The sequence below is a fragment of the Candidatus Avelusimicrobium sp. genome (assembly GCF_056976295.1).
On the sequence record NZ_DBMCTG010000003.1, the window covers coordinates 1 to 17757 of the forward strand.

General features: G+C 47.8%; 16 protein-coding genes. 7 read left to right on the forward strand and 9 right to left on the reverse strand.

Annotated features, from left to right (window positions below):
• The first annotated feature begins 371 nt into the window (after positions 1-371).
• Entirely contained in the window at positions 372-617 is a 246-nt protein-coding gene (locus ACZOTW_RS01820) for a hypothetical protein (protein ID WP_177747942.1), read from the forward strand.
• Between the two features lie 69 nt (positions 618-686).
• On the opposite strand, the gene ACZOTW_RS01825 is transcribed toward ACZOTW_RS01820, so the two are convergent.
• The 4 genes from ACZOTW_RS01825 to ACZOTW_RS01840 form a co-directional block, all read right to left on the reverse strand.
• A complete protein-coding gene (locus ACZOTW_RS01825; protein WP_177747940.1) occupies positions 687-1877 on the reverse strand; it encodes an FAD-binding protein in 1191 nt (396 codons plus the stop codon).
• Positions 1874-2662, reverse strand: coding sequence for an electron transfer flavoprotein subunit beta/FixA family protein (locus ACZOTW_RS01830; RefSeq protein ID WP_177747937.1), 789 nt, complete (start codon positions 2660-2662; stop codon positions 1874-1876). Before ACZOTW_RS01830 ends, ACZOTW_RS01825 begins: the two co-directional genes overlap by 4 nt.
• A 7-nt stretch (positions 2663-2669) precedes the next feature.
• Complete coding sequence (locus ACZOTW_RS01835) at positions 2670-4313, reverse strand: acyl-CoA dehydrogenase family protein (protein WP_177747934.1); 1644 nt, start codon at positions 4311-4313, stop codon at positions 2670-2672.
• Between the two features lie 115 nt (positions 4314-4428).
• The gene (locus ACZOTW_RS01840; RefSeq protein ID WP_428045590.1) at positions 4429-4920 is read right to left on the reverse strand and encodes a prepilin-type N-terminal cleavage/methylation domain-containing protein; all 492 of its coding nucleotides are present in this window, start codon (positions 4918-4920) and stop codon (positions 4429-4431) included.
• A 372-nt stretch (positions 4921-5292) separates the two neighbouring features.
• On the opposite strand from ACZOTW_RS01840, the gene ACZOTW_RS01845 reads away from it, so the two are divergent.
• The 4 genes from ACZOTW_RS01845 (at position 5293) to ACZOTW_RS01860 (ending at position 9482) form a co-directional block, all read left to right on the forward strand.
• Complete coding sequence (locus ACZOTW_RS01845) at positions 5293-5628, forward strand: histidine triad nucleotide-binding protein (RefSeq protein ID WP_428037778.1); 336 nt, start codon at positions 5293-5295, stop codon at positions 5626-5628.
• 100 nt (positions 5629-5728) lie between these two features.
• Complete coding sequence (gene rpsU, locus ACZOTW_RS01850) at positions 5729-5923, forward strand: 30S ribosomal protein S21 (RefSeq protein WP_087286540.1); 195 nt, start codon at positions 5729-5731, stop codon at positions 5921-5923.
• 90 nt (positions 5924-6013) lie between these two features.
• Positions 6014-7762 carry a DNA primase gene (gene dnaG / locus ACZOTW_RS01855; RefSeq protein WP_483997335.1) on the forward strand — a complete coding sequence of 583 codons (1749 nt, stop codon included), beginning with the start codon at positions 6014-6016 and terminating at the stop codon, positions 7760-7762.
• Positions 7763-7769: 7 nt separating this feature from the next.
• Positions 7770-9482, forward strand: a complete 1713-nt coding sequence (locus ACZOTW_RS01860; protein WP_177747925.1) for a sigma-70 family RNA polymerase sigma factor — start codon at positions 7770-7772, stop codon at positions 9480-9482.
• Positions 9483-9567: 85 nt separating this feature from the next.
• Here ACZOTW_RS01860 and ACZOTW_RS01865 read toward each other — a convergent pair whose 3' ends face one another.
• Positions 9568-10968, reverse strand: coding sequence for a hypothetical protein (locus tag ACZOTW_RS01865; protein WP_483997336.1), 1401 nt, complete (start codon positions 10966-10968; stop codon positions 9568-9570).
• 43 nt (positions 10969-11011) lie between these two features.
• Positions 11012-11614 carry a type IV pilin protein gene (locus ACZOTW_RS01870; protein WP_483997337.1) on the reverse strand — a complete coding sequence of 201 codons (603 nt, stop codon included), beginning with the start codon at positions 11612-11614 and terminating at the stop codon, positions 11012-11014.
• Between the two features lie 181 nt (positions 11615-11795).
• Here ACZOTW_RS01870 and ACZOTW_RS01875 point away from each other — a divergent pair, with 181 nt between their 5' ends.
• Positions 11796-13106 carry an ATP-dependent DNA helicase gene (locus ACZOTW_RS01875; RefSeq protein WP_483997338.1) on the forward strand — a complete coding sequence of 437 codons (1311 nt, stop codon included), beginning with the start codon at positions 11796-11798 and terminating at the stop codon, positions 13104-13106.
• 54 nt (positions 13107-13160) lie between these two features.
• Here ACZOTW_RS01875 and ACZOTW_RS01880 read toward each other — a convergent pair whose 3' ends face one another.
• From ACZOTW_RS01880 to ACZOTW_RS01890, 3 genes are all read right to left on the reverse strand, one after another.
• The gene (locus ACZOTW_RS01880) at positions 13161-14375 is read right to left on the reverse strand and encodes an iron-containing alcohol dehydrogenase (protein WP_428039826.1); all 1215 of its coding nucleotides are present in this window, start codon (positions 14373-14375) and stop codon (positions 13161-13163) included.
• 79 nt (positions 14376-14454) lie between these two features.
• Positions 14455-15387, reverse strand: coding sequence for an NAD-dependent epimerase/dehydratase family protein (locus ACZOTW_RS01885; protein ID WP_483997339.1), 933 nt, complete (start codon positions 15385-15387; stop codon positions 14455-14457).
• A gap of 47 nt (positions 15388-15434) precedes the next feature.
• Positions 15435-16343: an HAD family hydrolase gene (locus ACZOTW_RS01890; RefSeq protein WP_483997340.1), complete on the reverse strand. Its 909-nt coding sequence runs from the start codon at positions 16341-16343 to the stop codon at positions 15435-15437.
• 195 nt (positions 16344-16538) lie between these two features.
• On the opposite strand from ACZOTW_RS01890, the gene ACZOTW_RS01895 reads away from it, so the two are divergent.
• Positions 16539-17750 carry a multidrug effflux MFS transporter gene (locus tag ACZOTW_RS01895; RefSeq protein WP_483997398.1) on the forward strand — a complete coding sequence of 404 codons (1212 nt, stop codon included), beginning with the start codon at positions 16539-16541 and terminating at the stop codon, positions 17748-17750.
• Positions 17751-17757 lie beyond the last annotated feature (7 nt).

The window sequence follows — 17757 nt, forward strand, 5'->3', positions numbered from 1 at the left end:
CTGTCGTTACTCAAAAAGAGGAAAACAACGGATACTGGACAGAGACCTTCCAGTATGACTTTTTAGACAACAACGAACTACCCAAGATGTAGATTCTGAAATCAGGATGACCTCTTTCTTAGAAAGCCGTCATTCCCGAAAGCCGTAGTCGGGAATCTGTTGTTCGCCGTTGCGGTTCTCTTACAAAAACGGCAGATCCCCGACAGAAACCCTCGGGGATGACAACAATAATAACGCGGGCCACAAAACACTTGGGTACGAAAACCCCTAGTGGGGGCCAAAAGGCCCAACAAGGGCTAGGCCCTTTTTATCCCCTACGGCGGGCCCTTTGACCCTGGCAGGGAAATATTAAAAAACCTATTCTATAATATATGACAAAAAAACTATTATCTTGGGCCGCTTTTATGAAGAAGGAACTTACCCGCCCGTTAGAAATATCCGCCCCGGTAAGCGTACAGGAAAGTATTGTCTATTTAAACGCAGAAGAAGCCGCCTATGTGGATATGCAGATACGCATACTCCTCCAAGAACAACGCAAAGAAACCCAGCGCAAACGCAAATTAGGGATTCCCCCTCCGCCCACTCCGGGCAGTATTTCCTACGCGGTCTATTATTAAATTTTCCTATATATGAAAAACCCCCGGCTCCACATAGAACCGGGGGTGTTTGATATTCCGTAAAAACCGTTATTTGGTTTTTTTGAGTCCTTCTACAATGCGCGGCAAGATTTGGTGCGCATCACCGACGAACCCGTATTTGCAAACATTGAAAATCGGCGCGTTCGCATCTTTATTGATACCGATAATCACGTCGCTGTGTTCCATACCCACAATATGCTGTACCGCGCCGGAAATACCGCACGCTACATATAATTTGGCAGAAACCGTTACACCGCTTTGACCGATTTGCTGGTCTTTGGGTTTAAGCCCCAAGTCAATCGCCGCGCGGGAAGCGCCGACCGTACCGCCCAGTTCGCTGGCCAAAGTTTCCAAAAGGTCAAAACCTTCTTGGTTTTTCATACCGCGGCCACCGGCGATAACCACTTCGGCTTCGTCCAATTTCATACCTGCGGCGGGCGGATCCATATGCGTATTGATAATGCGCACTTTGGCAGCCTCGGCAGGCAGGGCAATGGCTTCGCTGACTACTTGGGCCATTTTGCCGGGGGTGGTAACTACTTTTTTGAACACGTTGGGGCGAACGGTGGACATTTGCGGACGATAGTCCGGGCATTTAATGTCGGCCATAATATTTCCGCCGAAAGCAGGGCGGGTTTGAATCAAGTTTCCGTCCTTAATGGAAAGCCCCGTGCAGTCCGCCGTCAAACCGACAAACAGTTCTGACGAAATACGCGGAGACAAATCACGCCCGATATAAGTGGACGGGTACAACACCACGCTGGGGTTATACTTTTTAATCAGCGTAACCATTGCGTTGGCATAAGCCGCGGTATTATAGTTATGATAGGCCGGGCTGCTGACCGCATAAATTTTATCCGTACCGTATTGGGAAAGTTCGGCAAAGTATTTTTCCACACCCTCGCCAATGACTACGGCGCAAAGTTCCTCGCCCAACTGGTTCGCCAATTCGCGGCCCTTGGATAAAAGTTCAAAACCCACCGGGCGGACTTTTTGGTTGTGTCCGTCATCGGCAATTTCAATAAACACCCATACGCCTTTGTAGGCGGAAAGGTCTTTCTTTGCCGCACCCGTTGCCGGCAAGGATAAGGCTTTCACCGGGCAGGCGCTTACGCACGCACCGCACATCGTACAGGCATTGTTGGCAACCGCCTTGCGGTTCACCAAGGAGAGCGCTCCAAAAGGACAGGTGGCTACACATTTACCGCAGCCTACGCATTTTTCCGAAATTTGAATCATTTGATTACACTCTCCTTTTTCAAAATCTCTACAAACTTATCGGCAAGTTCCACGGCAGAGCCGGAGAACATTTCGCCTTTCTGTCTGGCCGGCGGCGGGAAGATGCGGTCCACACGGGTAGGAGAGCCTTCCAACCCCAATTTATGCGGGTCGGCATTTACATCTTTTTCCGTCCAAACGTGAATCACTTTATCCTGCGCTTTGTGCGCGGCCATAAAGGAAGGATATTTCGCCACATAGTCGTGCGGCATAGTCATCGTAACCAAAGCAGGCAGGTCGGCTTCCAAAATCTGGTGGCCGCCTTCAATAAGTTTTTTGACGACAATTTGGTTGCCGCTTGCGTCAATGCTTTCGCAGAACGTAATTTGCGGGATACCCAAATGGAAGGCGATACCGGGGCCGGTTTGGGCCGTATCACCGTCAATAGCCATTTGACCGCAGAGAATCAAATCATACTGGCCGATATGGCGCACCGCCATAGCAAGCGCATAAGACGTCGCCCAAGTATCAGAACCGGCAAAGGCGCGGCTGGACAGCAAAACGCCTTCGTCCGCACCCAAAGCAAGTGCCAAGCGAAGCACTGCCGTAGCCTGCTGGGGGCCCATAGAAAGTACGGTTACTTTGGCACCTGTTTTGGCTTTAATCGCCAAGGCTTTTTCCAAAGCGTAGTGGTCGTACGGATTTAAAATGCTGGGAACGCCCGCACGGATAAGCGTACCGGTTTTCGGGTCCACCTTTACTTGGGTGGAATCGGGAACTTGTTTAATGCAAACAATGATATTCATAAGTATCCTATTTTTTGAAAACTTCTCTAAGTTTAGCGGACACTACGTCCATATCGTCAATCAGCCCAAGCATTTTTTCTTCAATGCCGACCAAGTTGACGGCTTGGCTGAGTTCAGCCGCATTAAGCGCCGGGCAAGTGCCCAAGATGAGGCGCATACCATCCGTAGCGGTTTTGAATGCGCTCTGGCGGGCATTTACGCGGGCCATCGTGCTAAGCGTATTGATATCAAAGCGGCTGCCTTCGGTTACTACCTTGTTGGCGCATTGGCGCGTAAACACGGCGGCTACTTCCATTTCGCTAATCAGGTCGCCAAGCATAAAGGTTACATACTGGTGGCGCGTAAGTTTATTCATACGGCAATCGTCCAGCACGCGGGCCAACGCTCTAAAACCCAAGGCCACGCTGTCGGCGCCCACATTGGGGTTCTGCGCGTGGATAGCATCAAACTCTGCGGCTTGGTTCAAATAATATTGTCCGCGGCTCTTTAAATGTTCCTGCCATCTTCCGCGGAAAATCGTCATTTCCAACACTTCGCTGGTGCCTTCGTAAATACAGGTAATTTTTACGTCGCGTTTAATTTTTTCTACCGCAAATTCTTTGGTATAACCGAAACCGCCCATCGCTTGGATAGAGTCTTCGGCTGCCTTATTGCCCGATTCGGTAGCATACAATTTGGCGATAGCGCCCTCGGTGGCTAAACCGTGGTTGTTTACTTCCAACTGTTTGGCCGTCCAGTCAATATAAGCACGCGCGGCTTCAAAACGGACATAGTGCGGGGTAATGAGTTTTAACATAAAACCCTGCTTTTGGGCCAACGGGCCGCCCGCCTGAATGCGCTGTTGGGCATATTGCAAAGCAGTTTCCACCGCTTCTTCGCCGCCGCCCAAACCGAAAGCCGCTACCATTAAGCGCGTATAACCGAACACGGCCTGCGCTTGCAGGAAACCTTGGCCTTCCTTCAAACCGATTAGATTTTCGGCCGGGACATAAACATCATCAAATGCTAAGCCCGCCGTATTGGACAAGCGGATACCGTGCTTATCTTCGTGTACGTCCTGGGTAAAGCCCGGGGTGCCCTTTTCTACAATAAACCAACTCGGGCCGCCCGGAGCCAAGGCGAGTACCGTGTAAATATCGGCCACACCGCCGTTAGAAATCCACATCTTGCTGCCGGTAATTTTGTAACCCACGACCTTACCGTCTTTGATGACGTGTTCGGCACGGGTACGCAAGGAAACAAGGTCAGAGCCTGCATCGGCTTCCGTGGCGCCATAGGCCACAAGTTTATTTTCCTGTGCGATTTTTTTGAACCATTTGGCTTTTTGTTCCGGGGTACCTCCGACGTTAATCGGGTCGCTGCCCAGGAAGGTGGCGAAAACACCGGTGGCGATGCCCAAGTCAATGCGGGCTAATTGTTCGCACACGCGGTAAATCTCGGTGGTTTGTCCGCCGAGTCCGCCATATTCTTCGGGAATAAGCAAAAGATGCACCCCCAGCACATCGTGGTCGTACATCTCTTTCAAAATGTCTAACGGAATTTCGTTTTTGGCGTCATGCTCCCGGATGAGATTAAAGGAAATCCGGTTTTTAGCATATTGCTTCAAACTGTCTAACATCAGGTTTCTGGTTGTCAGGTCGTTTTTTGCCATGTTTGGGGTCTCCAAAATACAATATAGATATATGATACCAATTTTTGAGTTGATGCGCATTTTTCGGGCATAAAAAAGCCGCGCTCAATTTAGTTAGAGGCGGCTGTTAACCATCTTATATTTTTTCGTACGTCCAATCTGCATCCGTAAGACGGGTACTTTTTACAGCATCACAGAGAGCCTTCCACCGCGTGGAATCATAGTCGCACTCCGCTCTGTTTCCGCCTGCCGTTCCAAAATCCCACAAATAGAGGGTAGAGTTGCTTTTTTTATCATAAATATAGGTATATTGATAGCCATAAGTGTTGTTTGACCAACTATACATAACTTCAAACTTATTTCCAACATTATCGGAATCACTACTTTCCGCAGGATAAATATTTCCCATAACGGCATCACGCCCCGCCAGTTCAGCCCAACCACTTCCGCCATTACCGGCCAATTTATACTCATCCCGCGCCGTATCATACGCCTTCAAAGCCACTAATAACTGTGCCGCATCCGCTTTGCCAACCGACCTTTGATACTGCGGCAACGCAACCGCGGATAAAATACCGATAATAAGCACTACAACCAACAATTCAATTAACGTAAACCCTTTTTTCATAAAAACTCCTCAGCAATTTGATTTAAAGGCTGATTAATAGGATAATAATTCTTTGCCAGAAATTCAACCCTTACAGGGTATTGTATCAAAAAAAACGAGTCAAGGCCTCCGTGTTCCCCCCTAAAATCCGTTCCCTTATTTATACCCGCCCTTCGTCCTGCTTATAAAAAGCGTCCGCCGTTGCCGTTTGTGCAGGCCTTAACCCGTTTATAAAATCTGTTCCGTACGGAAAAAGCATTTTATTTGTTTGAGCCACAGGCGAGTTGTAAAATGCGCCGTGCGGAACTGGATTTTATGGGTGCGGTCTGCGAGTTTTTTGTTTACTTTTTGGCGACCCAAAAAGTAAAAAGAAAAAATATGTATAATAACTTTATGAATTGTATTTTTTGCGGCATTGCCGACGGCTCTATTAAAAGCCAACTGATTTACGAAGATGACGACGTGGTGGCATTTAAAGATTTAAACCCCCAAGCGCCGACACATCTTTTGATTATTCCCCGCAAGCACATTGCGCGCTTATCGGAAGCGGACGAAAAGGACGCCTTGCTGTTGGGCAAAATCTTGCTGGTTGCCAAAAAACTGGCCAAGCAGTTTGATTTAAAGGACTTCCGCCTGGTAACCAATAACGGTAAAGGCGCGGGGCAAAGCGTGGACCATTTACACTTCCACTTAATGGCCGGCAGACGTTTTTTATGGCCCGCTGGCTGAAAAAAACGTAAAATTTAGGAAAAATAAGGTATAATATACATAAGGTATAAAATACCGTTTTTATTTTTGTCTATTAACCGTAGAAGGTGGTGAAAAAGTAATGGTTTTCGTAAAAGTAAGAGATGCCGAACATCTTGAAGAAGCCCTGAAACGCTTTAAAAGAGAATGCGAAAAGAACGGCATTTTGAAAGAAATCAAAAGACGCGAAACGTATATGCCTCCGAGCGTAAAGAGAAAAATCAAATCGCAGGAAGCCCAACGCCGCGCCCGCCGCACCAAACGCAGACGTTTTTAATTAAAGTAACACCACAGGCAATAGTCCTTTACGCAAGTATCGGACTATTGCCTTATTTGCCTTTAACTTTAATCTAAAACAGGCGGCACCGTGAATAATAACCTCACAGAACAAATTAAGGACAGATTGGACATTGTAGAATTTATCCGGCAATATGTTCCGGGCCTTAAACGCTCGGGTAAAACCTACAAAGCCTGCTGTCCGTTTCATAAAGAAAAGACCCCTTCCTTCACTTGCAACAGCGAAAAGGGGTTGTTCTATTGTTTCGGTTGCCAGGCAGGCGGGGATATTTTTGATTTTTTGATGAAGATTGAAAATTTATCCTTTAACGAAGCACTTGAAAAATTGGCCGGGCAAGCCGGCTTGGAATACAAGCCTATGCGCCCTTTAACAGGCGAGGAAATCCGGCGCGCCACGTTGCGCAAGTTGTTGGACTTTGCAAAAGCGTTCTTTCATAAAAATTTAATGTCGGCTAACGGCGATTTCGCGCGCGCGTATGTGAAAGAGCGCAATTTGACCAAAGAAACCTGTCAAAAGTTTGAGTTGGGCTTTGCTAAAAATGACCCCACCGCCCTGGCCAAAGAAGCCCGCGCCGCGGGGTTTACGGATCAAGATTTAAAAGAGGCGGGGCTTTGTGTGTTAACCGCCTATGGTCCGCGGGATTATTACCGCAGCCGCCTGATGTTCCCCATTATCAACCAGCGGGGCGATACGGTAGGTTTCGGCGGACGCATTTTGGGCGAAGGCGAACCCAAATATTTAAACTCGCCCGAAACGGTTTTATTTACCAAAAGCCAAGTCCTCTACGGGCTAAATTTTGCAGGCCCCGAAATCCGCAAAGCCGGGAAAGCCGTACTCCTGGAAGGGTATATGGATGTTATCGCTTGCCACCAGGCGGGCGCGGGTTATACCGTAGCACCTTTGGGAACCAGTTTGACCGAGGAACACGCCCGGCTGTTAAGGCGTTATACGGACACGGTAATTGTCCTGTTTGACCCGGACTCCGCCGGAATCAAAGCCGCTTTGCGCGGCGGGCTTATTTTGATTGAGCGCGGACTCTTTGTAAAAGTAGCCTCGCTGCCGGACGGATTGGACCCGGACGAATATATAGCCAAGTACGGAAAAGAAAATTTTGAAGAAATTTTAAATAACGCCCAAGATTTAATTGCGTTTCACACCCGGTTATTGCTCTCCCAATGTGAGCAACCTATCCAAGCACAGGACAAAACACGCTTGGTATCCGAATTAGCGGAAACGATTTCTAAACAGCCGGATGAAATCGTCCGGCGCGAGTGGGCCAAATATGTGGCCGAACATTTGGGCGTAGATGAAGAATTAGTAATGGAACGGCTGCGGGAAGCATCTTATGTACCCGCGTCGCGTTTCCGCCGACAGCAAGCGGTATTGGAAAATGCCATTGCCACTCCGGCAGAAGAAGATTTGTTGTCGTGGATTTTAAAGAGTCCGGCCCATTTGGTTTTATGCTCCGAACTCACGCGGGAAGATTTTTCCACACCCGCCGCCTGGAACTTGTTTGAAACATTGGTCCGGGCGCATATGGAACATCCGCAGGCACCGGATTTAGCCCAGGAAGCGGCTAAATTGGTCCCTGCGCAAAAGAGTGAATTTGTAAAGTTGGCCCTTTTACAAACGCCGGAAGATTTTGACCCGGCGCGCGACATTGCCGCCTGTGCGGCTAAATTGCAGCAAAGCGGCTTGCATAAACAATTACAAGCGGTCCGCCGCCAGATGAAGCAACTTGGCGCAGGAAATGTACCGCCGGAAGTTTTTAAAAAATATATAGAATTGCAAAACAAATTAAAAAAATATCGCAGTTGAGGAAATTATGGCATCGGGAAATAAAGCGCTGAAAGATTTAGTAGAAGAAGGCAAAGAAAGCGGGTTCTTATCGTTGGAAGATTTGAACCGCTCTATCGCCGCGTCGGATATGAGCGCGGAAGACATTGACGGCGTGATGGGCACGCTGGACGATTTGGGCATTCAGGTCGTGGACCAAAAGAAATTCAAGTCCGTCTCCGCCGCCGATAAAGAGGCATTAAGCGAAGATTGGTCCTCCGCCAGCCCGGACATTTCCAACTCTATCCGGATGTATTTGTCCGAAATGGGTAAAGTACCGCTTTTGTCGCGCGACGAAGAAATCACACTCGCACGCAATATCCGCGAACGCGAAAAGGAACTGCGCAAATTGGTGTTGGAATCGCCTATCACGATGCGCGAAATTTGCAACTGGGAAGAATTGGTGGACCAAGAAGAAATGACCACCAAGGAATTGATGCCCCGCGGCAAACGCACGACACGCGAACTAAACAATATGCGCAAAAAACTTAAAGATGCGGCGCAATTTATCGGCAAGCGTGAGCAGGAAATTACCAAATTAATGAAGGAATTGCGCGAGGGCAACCTGACCGACAAAAAACGTAATAATGCCATTGAAAAATTGGAAGCCAAGCAAAAAGAAGTCGTGCAGACCATTACCAAATTAAATTTGAACCAAAATAAAATCAAACGTCTGACCAACAAAATCAAAAACTTGGCCGACCGTTTGACCGAAACCCGCAACGATATGCAACGCTTTGACGATTACTTCGGCAAATACGAGGACGTCAAAAAACTGGTTACTAAATTTAAAGCGGGCAAAATGACGGAAAAGGAATTTAAAAAGGCCACCAAATTTACGTTACCGGAGTTAGAACGCGCCTTATCAAACATTGAAGACGTCCAGCGCCGCCACGCGCAAATGGTGGATATGCTCCCGATGACGGAAAAGGAGTTTTTGTCCTTTAACGACCGTATCGTGTTTTTTGAGGATATGATTTTGCAGGACAAATTAAAATTAATCAAAGCCAACCTGCGTTTGGTGGTTTCTATTGCCAAAAAGCACGTCAATTCCAACCTGGAACTCTCCGACCTAATTCAAGAGGGTGGCTTGGGCTTAATGAAAGCCGTGGAAAAATTTGAATACAAACGCGGTTTTAAATTCTCCACCTATGCTACCTGGTGGATTCGCCAGAGTATCAACCGCGCCATTGCCGACCAGGCCAATACAATCCGTATTCCCGTGCATATGAAGGAATTAGTTTCCAAACTGACTAAGGTTACTAACAAATTCCGCCAGGAACACGGCCGTGAGCCAACCTTGGAAGATTATTCCAAAACACTCCGCCTGTCTGTGGAAAAGGTAAAAAGCGTGCTGAAAATTATGCAGGACCCAATTTCCCTTTCTACACCAATTGGAGAGGATGAGGATTCCAACTTGGAAGACTTTATTGAAGATAAGAATGGGCCAAACCCCACCAGTGCGGCAGTGGACTTTTTGCGCAAGCAGGAAGTGGCTGATGTATTGGCGACGCTTTCGGAACGAGAGGCCAAAATTATCAGCCTGCGTTTTGGAATTGACTCCGGCTATCCGCGCACCTTGGAAGAAGTGGGTAAAATGTTTAATGTTACGCGCGAACGCGTGCGCCAGATTGAAGCCAAGGCTATCCGCAAACTGCGCCACCCCAGCCGTACCAAAATGTTAAAGGATTACCAAGAATAATCTTTTGCACAAAATCGCACAGCCCCGCGTTTTTGATTTACGCGGGGCTGTTTTTTACTATTAAAATCAAGGAACGGGCCACCTGCTATTCTCCGGCAACAGGCATATTGCCTTCTACATATCTATCATAAAAGGTTAATAATAACTTTTCCACACGCTCCTGCTGCGCTCGTTCGGCGGCTTGCTGCGCTTTGCGTTGCAACAACGCCTCTTGCGGAGATGCAGGCTCTTTTTCCGGCTCAGATTTTTTTCCAAACACCTGACGCCCTTTTATTACAAACATCCCCGAGGAAAAACCAAATTCAAAAATTCCATCCGGCCCTTTATAAACCAAAATTTTTTCGTCCTTGCCTTCAAAATAATTTAACCAAATACTTTTTCCCTTGGGAGAGGAATAGGCCAAGGTTACAATATGCACCTTCTTATGCGGGAAGTAATCCTCCCACAAGGCCACATTGGCCGCCTCTTTTGTGGCCACACACCGCTTGCGCTCATACATATAAGAGCAATACATTTCTTCGCCCTTATCACTTTTCCCATAAAGCAACCGGCCCGATTTATCCGTTTCCTCCGGTGTAAAAACAGTTTGTATATCAAACGAATAATCCTTGGCATCGGGGAAATACTGTGTATTTTGCAACATCCCTTCTTTGCCAAAGGTCATCACCACCACATTGGGAGGTATTACCTCTACGGCATATTTATCGTTGCTGGTGGGGCGGCCCTGTACATATCTGTATGTGCGTTTAGGACAAAAACTGCGCCATCCGTCCTTACCGCCGCGCGCCTTGCCATATACACCAACATCTAACAAGTTGATAAACCCGTCCGCTTCATCACACGAAAATTTTATCCCCGCCTTGGCAACTGACATTATCCCTTTACTGCTGTCCGGCGTGTGATATGCCATAGAGGAGTTGATGCGCCCATAGGGATACTGGTCCGCAAAGCCAAGGGTATGCCCTAACTCGTGCGACAATAATTTATCGTTCCCCCCTTGGGCCCAGTTTGCAAGACCTTTTTTAGGTGAAAAATACATTTTGTAGGGTCTGGATGCTACATCCACACACGCCAAGGCCGAAGAGGCCTTACATACCGTTTTCATTTGATTAGCGGGAATAACAAAGAAATTAATATCCGGCTGGGGGCAGTCCTTGCGCACAACTACTTGGGTTTGCAAAGCGGGAAGCAAATCTTTAAATTCGTCCTCTCGTCCGGCTTGCCGTACGGTTTTTAGCGTAAAATCAAACCACTCCTGATAACTTTGGCGCAACATTTCCAAGTATTCTTCCTCAGTGCGCGTTTCGTTCTGGCGGAAACTTTGCACCGCCACGCAAACCGGCTCACCCGATACTATCTTACGCAGCAAGGCAGACGGGGCGCTCGGATTATCTATATTTTCCGCCCCCGGCAAAAAGCCAAATGGGGCACTCCACCCCAACGGGGTTACAAATAAAGCAAAAAGCAAGGTAAAAAAAGTTTTCATATATTTTATACTATAATCTTTTTGCTAGAATTTTCAAGAAAATTTACGGCAAACGGTAGCGGCGCAAGCCGGGGTCTTCAAACACTTTTGTACCGCCAAAAATTTGTACGCAATAACTGCCTGCTTCTTTTTCATACGAAATACCGATACTCTTCCGCTCGCCACAAAACAATGTGCCGTTTTCTCCACCGCTACCACCAGACAAACCAATCGTCCACCCCGCCCCTTTATATTCGCCTGAAATACGCCCTAAATAAATAGCACAATTTCCCATTCCATCGTTATAGATTTGTAATGACCAATTTTCATTTGCTCTGGTATCATGTCCCAAAGTAAACCATTTGGTTGTCCCCGTCCACGGAACGCTGAGGTCTAACTCGTCAAATGAGGTCGCATACGAGCCATTTGCCATATAATAGGTTTCCTGTGCAGCGTATAAAGATTTTAAAATTGCCAAAGCCTGTGTGGCGCGGCTTTTTTCCACAGCCTTATTATATTGCGGCATCGCTACCGACGCTAAAATGCCGATAATCAGGACAGCAACCAATAATTCTATCAATGTAAAGCCGGCCAAACCTTTTCGCAAGGAGCCTTTTCCCACTTTCCATAATAAGCGGCCTAATCGCCCCGTATTCGCTTTTTTCATCACTACCTCTCTTTTTGGTAAATTTTGAGCATACTCAAAATTTACCAAAAAAAAAAAACGATTCAAGCCCTTCTACACTTAGCAAGCCACCAATCAACAATTTTTACTATTTCCCACCCTTCAACACATAGTCTTTTTTCCCAAGCAGATAAGGCAACGGTCTAATTGCTATAATTTAAATATGCCCGCACCAGATGCTAACATTATTTTAACCGATGAATTTAAGGACGCTTTATCCTTGCTGGAAGCCAAACCGCCCGTTATGCCGCTTATCTTTATCACGGGCCGTGCGGGCACGGGTAAAACCACCCTGTTGCGCTATTTTGCCAGACACACCGCACAAAACGCAGTGGTTCTGGCTACCACCGGCCTTGCGGCTATTAATGTACACGGACAGACAGTACACTCTTTTTTCCATTTAAAACCCGGAAACCTGTTAGACAAAAGCAACCTCAAACGATTGCCGCGCAAAACCGTAGATGCCGTAGATACCATTATTATTGACGAAGCCTCTATGCTCCGGGCCGATTTATTAGATGCGATAGACTATATTTTGCAAATTTCCACGCATACAGAAGAACCTTTCGGCGGTAAAAAAATTGTTTTATTCGGGGATTTATTCCAGTTGCCGCCGGTAGAAGAATCCAGCACGGGCGGGCTATTTGATTATTTCCGCCAAATTTACAAAAGTCCGTACTTTTTTGAAGCACAAGTCTTACGCCGTTTGCCTCCGGAAGTATTTGAATTGCGCCGCATTTTCCGCCAAAAGGCCGACCCCGATTATGCCAATTTACTCAATTTAATCCGCGAGGGCAACGTAACCCAACCACAATTAGACAGCCTGCTCAACGCGCGCAAAACCTTTGAATTGCCGGAAAATTTTGAAAACAGCATTATTTTAGCCCCCACAAACCGCGATGCCGCTTGGCGTAATGTACATTATTTATCCTTACTCCCCGGCAAGGAGTTTGCCTACGAAGCCACCGCTGATGACTCTTTCGGCAAGGCTACGCCCGCGGATAAAACGCTCCACCTAAAAAAAGGCGCTAAAATTATGATGCTCGTTAATGATGATAACTGGGTAAACGGAGATATCGGCACCGTATATGATTTAGGCCCGGACTTTATACAGGTGGAATTGAAAGGGTGTGTGTATCAAGTGGAACCGCACGTCTGGGAAGATGTACGCTACGAATTTAACGCACTTACACAAAAGTTGCAACCCAAAGTAAAAGGATTTTTTAAGCAATATCCACTAAAACTGGCCTGGGCCATTACCATACACAAATCACAAGGGCTGACGTTTGACAGTATTTATTTAGATATCGGGAGAGGGGCTTTTGCGCCCGGGCAAACCTATGTGGCATTAAGCCGGTGCCGAACCTTGGCGGGGGTACATTTAAAAAAGGATATCGCGGTAAAAGACGTATTGTGCGACAGCCGCGTAAAACAATTTTTTGATTATATGCGCGGCAACAAAGTTTTGCGGTAGAATTACATCAAAAAGCCCCCGGTTTTCCGGGGGCTTTTTTTTGCCAAGTAAAACTTATTTGTGGCAGGGTTTAAGCGATTCGGTATAAATCGCGCGGACGGCTTCCTTCGTTGCTTCGGTAGGAGCCAAGCCCAACAAACCGTCCAAAGACGGTGTATTGAACGCCAATTCCACGAGTTTATCCACATCCTCCGCTTTAAACCCTTCGTCCAGCAGTTTGTGCGTAGAGCCGACGGAAAAGAGCCATTTTTCCACTCCCTCAGCCACTTTTTCGGCTTCGCACCCGCAACCTTTTAAGCCGGGCACGATAGGCGCAAGCACATCAGCCAAAGTAGCCGGGCGGGCCGGGTAAATGTTTTTGAGTACCGCCGGCAATAACATCGCCAAGCCCAAGCCGTGCGTCAAGTTCGGGTTCACGCCGGAAAGCGGGTGCTCCAACGCGTGCGTATAGTGCAACATACCGTTATCAAACGCAATACCCGCCGCCAAGGCCGCATAGGCCAAGAAATAACGCGCTTCCAAGTTTTTGGGGTCTTTTAAGGCCACCGGCAAGTATTCAGCCACCAATTTGACTACGGAAATAGCCAAATCAATCGCATACGGAGAGGCTACTTTCGTGGTGGCGGCTTCTACAACGTGGTTTACCGCATCAATGGACACATAGCGTGTCTGGTTTTCGGCAAGGCCCGTCATCAAGGCCGGGTCATCAATAGAATAGAGCGGATAAATGCAATCATACGCAATGGCCGGTTTGAAGTTCTTTTCTTCAATACTGACTACTGCAAAGCGGTTGGCTTCGGAGCCGGTACCGTGCGTAAGGTTAATTGCAATAATCGGGGCGGCTTCTGACGGCGTAAATTGGAAAGTATATAAATCTTCGGCAGTTTTGCCCGGATATTTAAGCAAAATAGCCGCACTTTTGCCCGCATCAATAGCAGAACCGCCGCCAATGGCAATAACCGCCTGTGCGCCAAAGTCGTGCGCCATTTTTACGGCATCATTGACGTGGTGGGTATTCGGGTTCGGCGTTACCTGGTCGTAATGCACATACTGCATACCCGTAGTTTCAAAAGCCTTTGTAACGTGGTCCCACGCACCTGTTTTTTTGTAAGCACCGCGCCCGGTCATCACGAGCACCTTATTAATTCCGCGCGCTTTTAAATCTTTGCAGATATCGGCAATTTTGGCAATAGCACCTACGCCAAAATAAACCAGCGTGCGGCTGCGAATTTCGCGAACTTCATTAATATTAATGTCTTTTTCCCACATTGTATTCCCCTCCTGAATATGGTACTTCTTCCCCCATAATATAGCATAATTCGGGGCGGAGCGAAAGCGTACAAAAGGATTATTGTTGCAAGGTATGCCACAGGCGGGCAATCCCCGTTTGAAGCATTATTCGGGGCTTAAAACCTAACCGGGAAATTTTGGAAATATCGGCAGACGAGGTGCGCACATCTCCCGCGCGGCTAGGGGCAAAAGTGCGGGCCAATTTTTGGTGTGTGGTTTGTTCAATCAGGCGCAACAAGGCTAGCAAGGAATAACTTTTCCCACACGCTACATTATATGTTTCGCCGGGCACCCCTTTTTGAGCGGCCAAAATATTGGCGCGTGCTACGTCCTCTACGGCGATAAAGTCGCGGCTTTGGCGGCCTGTGCCGTCTATGCGCACCGGTTGTCCTTTTAGCGCACACTGCAAAAACTGTGCAATCACCGCCGCATAAGCCCCATTTGGGTTTTGCCCGGCTCCATAGACGTTAAAATAACATAAGCACACCGTTTCTAACCCATATGTTTGTGTGTAAAAACGGCATAATTCTTCGCCGATTTGTTTGGAAAGGGCATAAGGCGAACCGGGATGCTTGGGCGCACTTTCCCTACACGGTTTAGAGGAACTGCCATACACGCAGCAAGACGAGGCAAACACCACACGTTTTACACCTGCCTGGCGGGCGGCTTCCAACACGTTAAGCGTGCCGGACACATTTATCTGCCAAGTCAGTTGCGGATCTTCCACCGAGCGGGGCACGGAAACAAGGGCTGCGTGGTGCAGCACATAATCGGCCCCCTGAAAGGCTTTTAAAAGGGCAGGAAAATCACCGATATCAGCCGGAATAACTTTAATTTTGTTTTGAACAGAAGATAAATGGGAAAGAGAGCCTGTTGAAAAATTATCCACTGCTACCGCTTCTTGTCCGCGGGAAACCAGTTCTTTGATAATATGCGAACCGATAAACCCCGCTCCCCCGGTAACGACCCATTTTTTGGCTTGTGCACGCACAGGCGGCTCCTTGCTTAGAAATTATGCTTTATTATACTTTTTTCAACTTACGGCTGCACAGCCGTATAGGACGGAATATAATAAGTGGAAAGTTTTTGCACCGCCGGCTGGTCCTTGGCGGAGTGCATATCAAAAATCCCCGCCGTGGGGAAGCCCGCTTGGTGTGCAGTCGTCAAGGCATAGAGCGCATCTTCCGCCACCAAGGTACGCTTTTTTTGCGTGCCTAATTTTTTGAGGGCGGCTTCGTAAATGACGGGAGTTCTTTTCCCCGCCCCGACCTCATCACACGTTAAGATAAAATCAAAATAAGGCAATAGCCCCGTGCGTTTTAAAGCCGCTATGGTTAATTCTTTATCCGAGGCCGTAGCCACACACATCTTCACCCCCTGCTCTTTCAAACGGCGCAAGAGTTCCGGCACCCCCAGCTTGGGCATAATGGTATGGAAATAGCGCTCGCGGATAGGGGCCAATGTCAGGCGCAAAATTTCCTCAGGCGATTGGGGCAGGTTATATTTTTCTTTAACCAGTTTGGCTCCGTCCATAAGCGACAGTTGGGCTAACTGGTCGTTAAACCCTTCGGGCGGATTAATCCCCTGTGTGCGCAAAAAGTTCACCCCGGAATTTTCCCATGCCCACAAGGAATCTAATAGCGTACCGTCTAAGTCAAAAATAACGGCATCAATATCTTTTTTACCCGGGAAAACCACCGGGCGCAACGGCGTTTGCACCGTAAAAGACGGCACAGCCGGGGTAGCCAACAAGGCCGAAATCTGCGGCCCGACCGGCATCCGCACCACGGGAATTTTTACCAATGGAACACGGAACATTTTAGGCAATATTTCCGCGCCCGCTTTGCCCGGCAAGCGCACGGACGGCAAGCGTTTCTGCGCCGCCGCAAAGGGGGCACAGTACGATAGCAAAGCAAAAATTAACAGCCATTGACAGGTACGCTTCATATATATATTGTACCTATTTCTGCTTTTCCCTGGAAAAATATTTAAGGCACCGCCAATAAAAACCCGCATTATTTTACCCCCAGCGGGCGGAAAACTATAACCCCTGCCCTAGCAGAAAACAGTGCAAAAAGCCGGAGAACCGGCTCTGTTTTTGCTCCAAAAAAGTTACAATATAAGTATGAAACACAACAAAACCTGGCAGGGAAACTCCACAAAAAGGCGCAATACGGCCTTTTTTTATTTGTCTTTCTGGGTATGCTGACGGCTTTCGGCCCGTTCGTAACCGATATGTACTTACCCAGCCTTCCGGCAATGACGTCGTTCTTTAACACCAATGCTTCTATGGTGCAGTTAGGGTTGACGTTTTCTATGCTGGGGTTAGCCGCGGGGCAAATTGTTTTTGGCCCGTTAAGCGATAAATACGGCCGCCGGAAACCGCTACTCGCATCTATGGTTCTGTTCCTGTTATCCACGGTAGCCTGTATTTTTGCGCCGACCATAGAAGTATTTGTATCCCTGCGCTTGATACAAGGTTTAGCCGCCGCAGGCGGGATTGTCATCTCCCGCTCTATTGCTACGGATAAGTTCAAGTCCGCTAACTTAGCAAAAGCCCTGGCTATTATCGGCGCGATTAACGGTATTGCGCCCGTTGCCGCACCTGTTATCGGCGGAGCCATTTTAAAAGTAACCGGCTGGCAAAGTGTGTTTATAGTATTGTTTGCCATCGGCCTTTTGCTGACAGGAGCGTGTGTCCATTTTAACGAATCATTATCCCGCGCCAAACGCTCTAAGGAAAAACTTTCCAAAACCTTTGGGGTATTTAAAACGGTCTTTCAAAACCGCAAATATATTTTTTGCGTGTTGGAACAGGCCTTTGCCTTGGGTATTTTGTTTGCGTATATTGCGGCCTCGCCCTTTATCATACAGGAACATTACGGGTTTAGCCCGTTGGCGTTCAGTCTGTTTTTTGCAGTTAATGCCGTAGCGATTGGTATCGGCGCAGGGTTGTCGGTCAAATTCAAACGCCAGGAAAATTGCATTTTAACCAGTTGCTTGGGGATGCTGGTTTGCAGTATTTTATTAAGCGCGGCCTTGTTTGCGGACAGTTCTATTATAGTGTTTGAGGGCCTGCTCTTTGTACTGCTGTTTATGGCGGGACTTTCCTTTACGGCGGCAACTACACTTGCAATGGACGCCGTACGCGGGCAGGCGGGTACAGGGTCGGCTGTTTTGGGGGCGGCAGGATTTTTATTCGGCAGCATTGTTTCCCCCTTGGTAGGACTTGGCAATATGATGCACTCCGCCGGAATTACCTTTGTTACCTGCGCTTTGGGTGCCTTAATCTGCGGATTGTTGGGCACCAAAAAGGTCCGCTCCCCACAAACGGCCGCTGCGAATCCGGCCTAAAAATAAC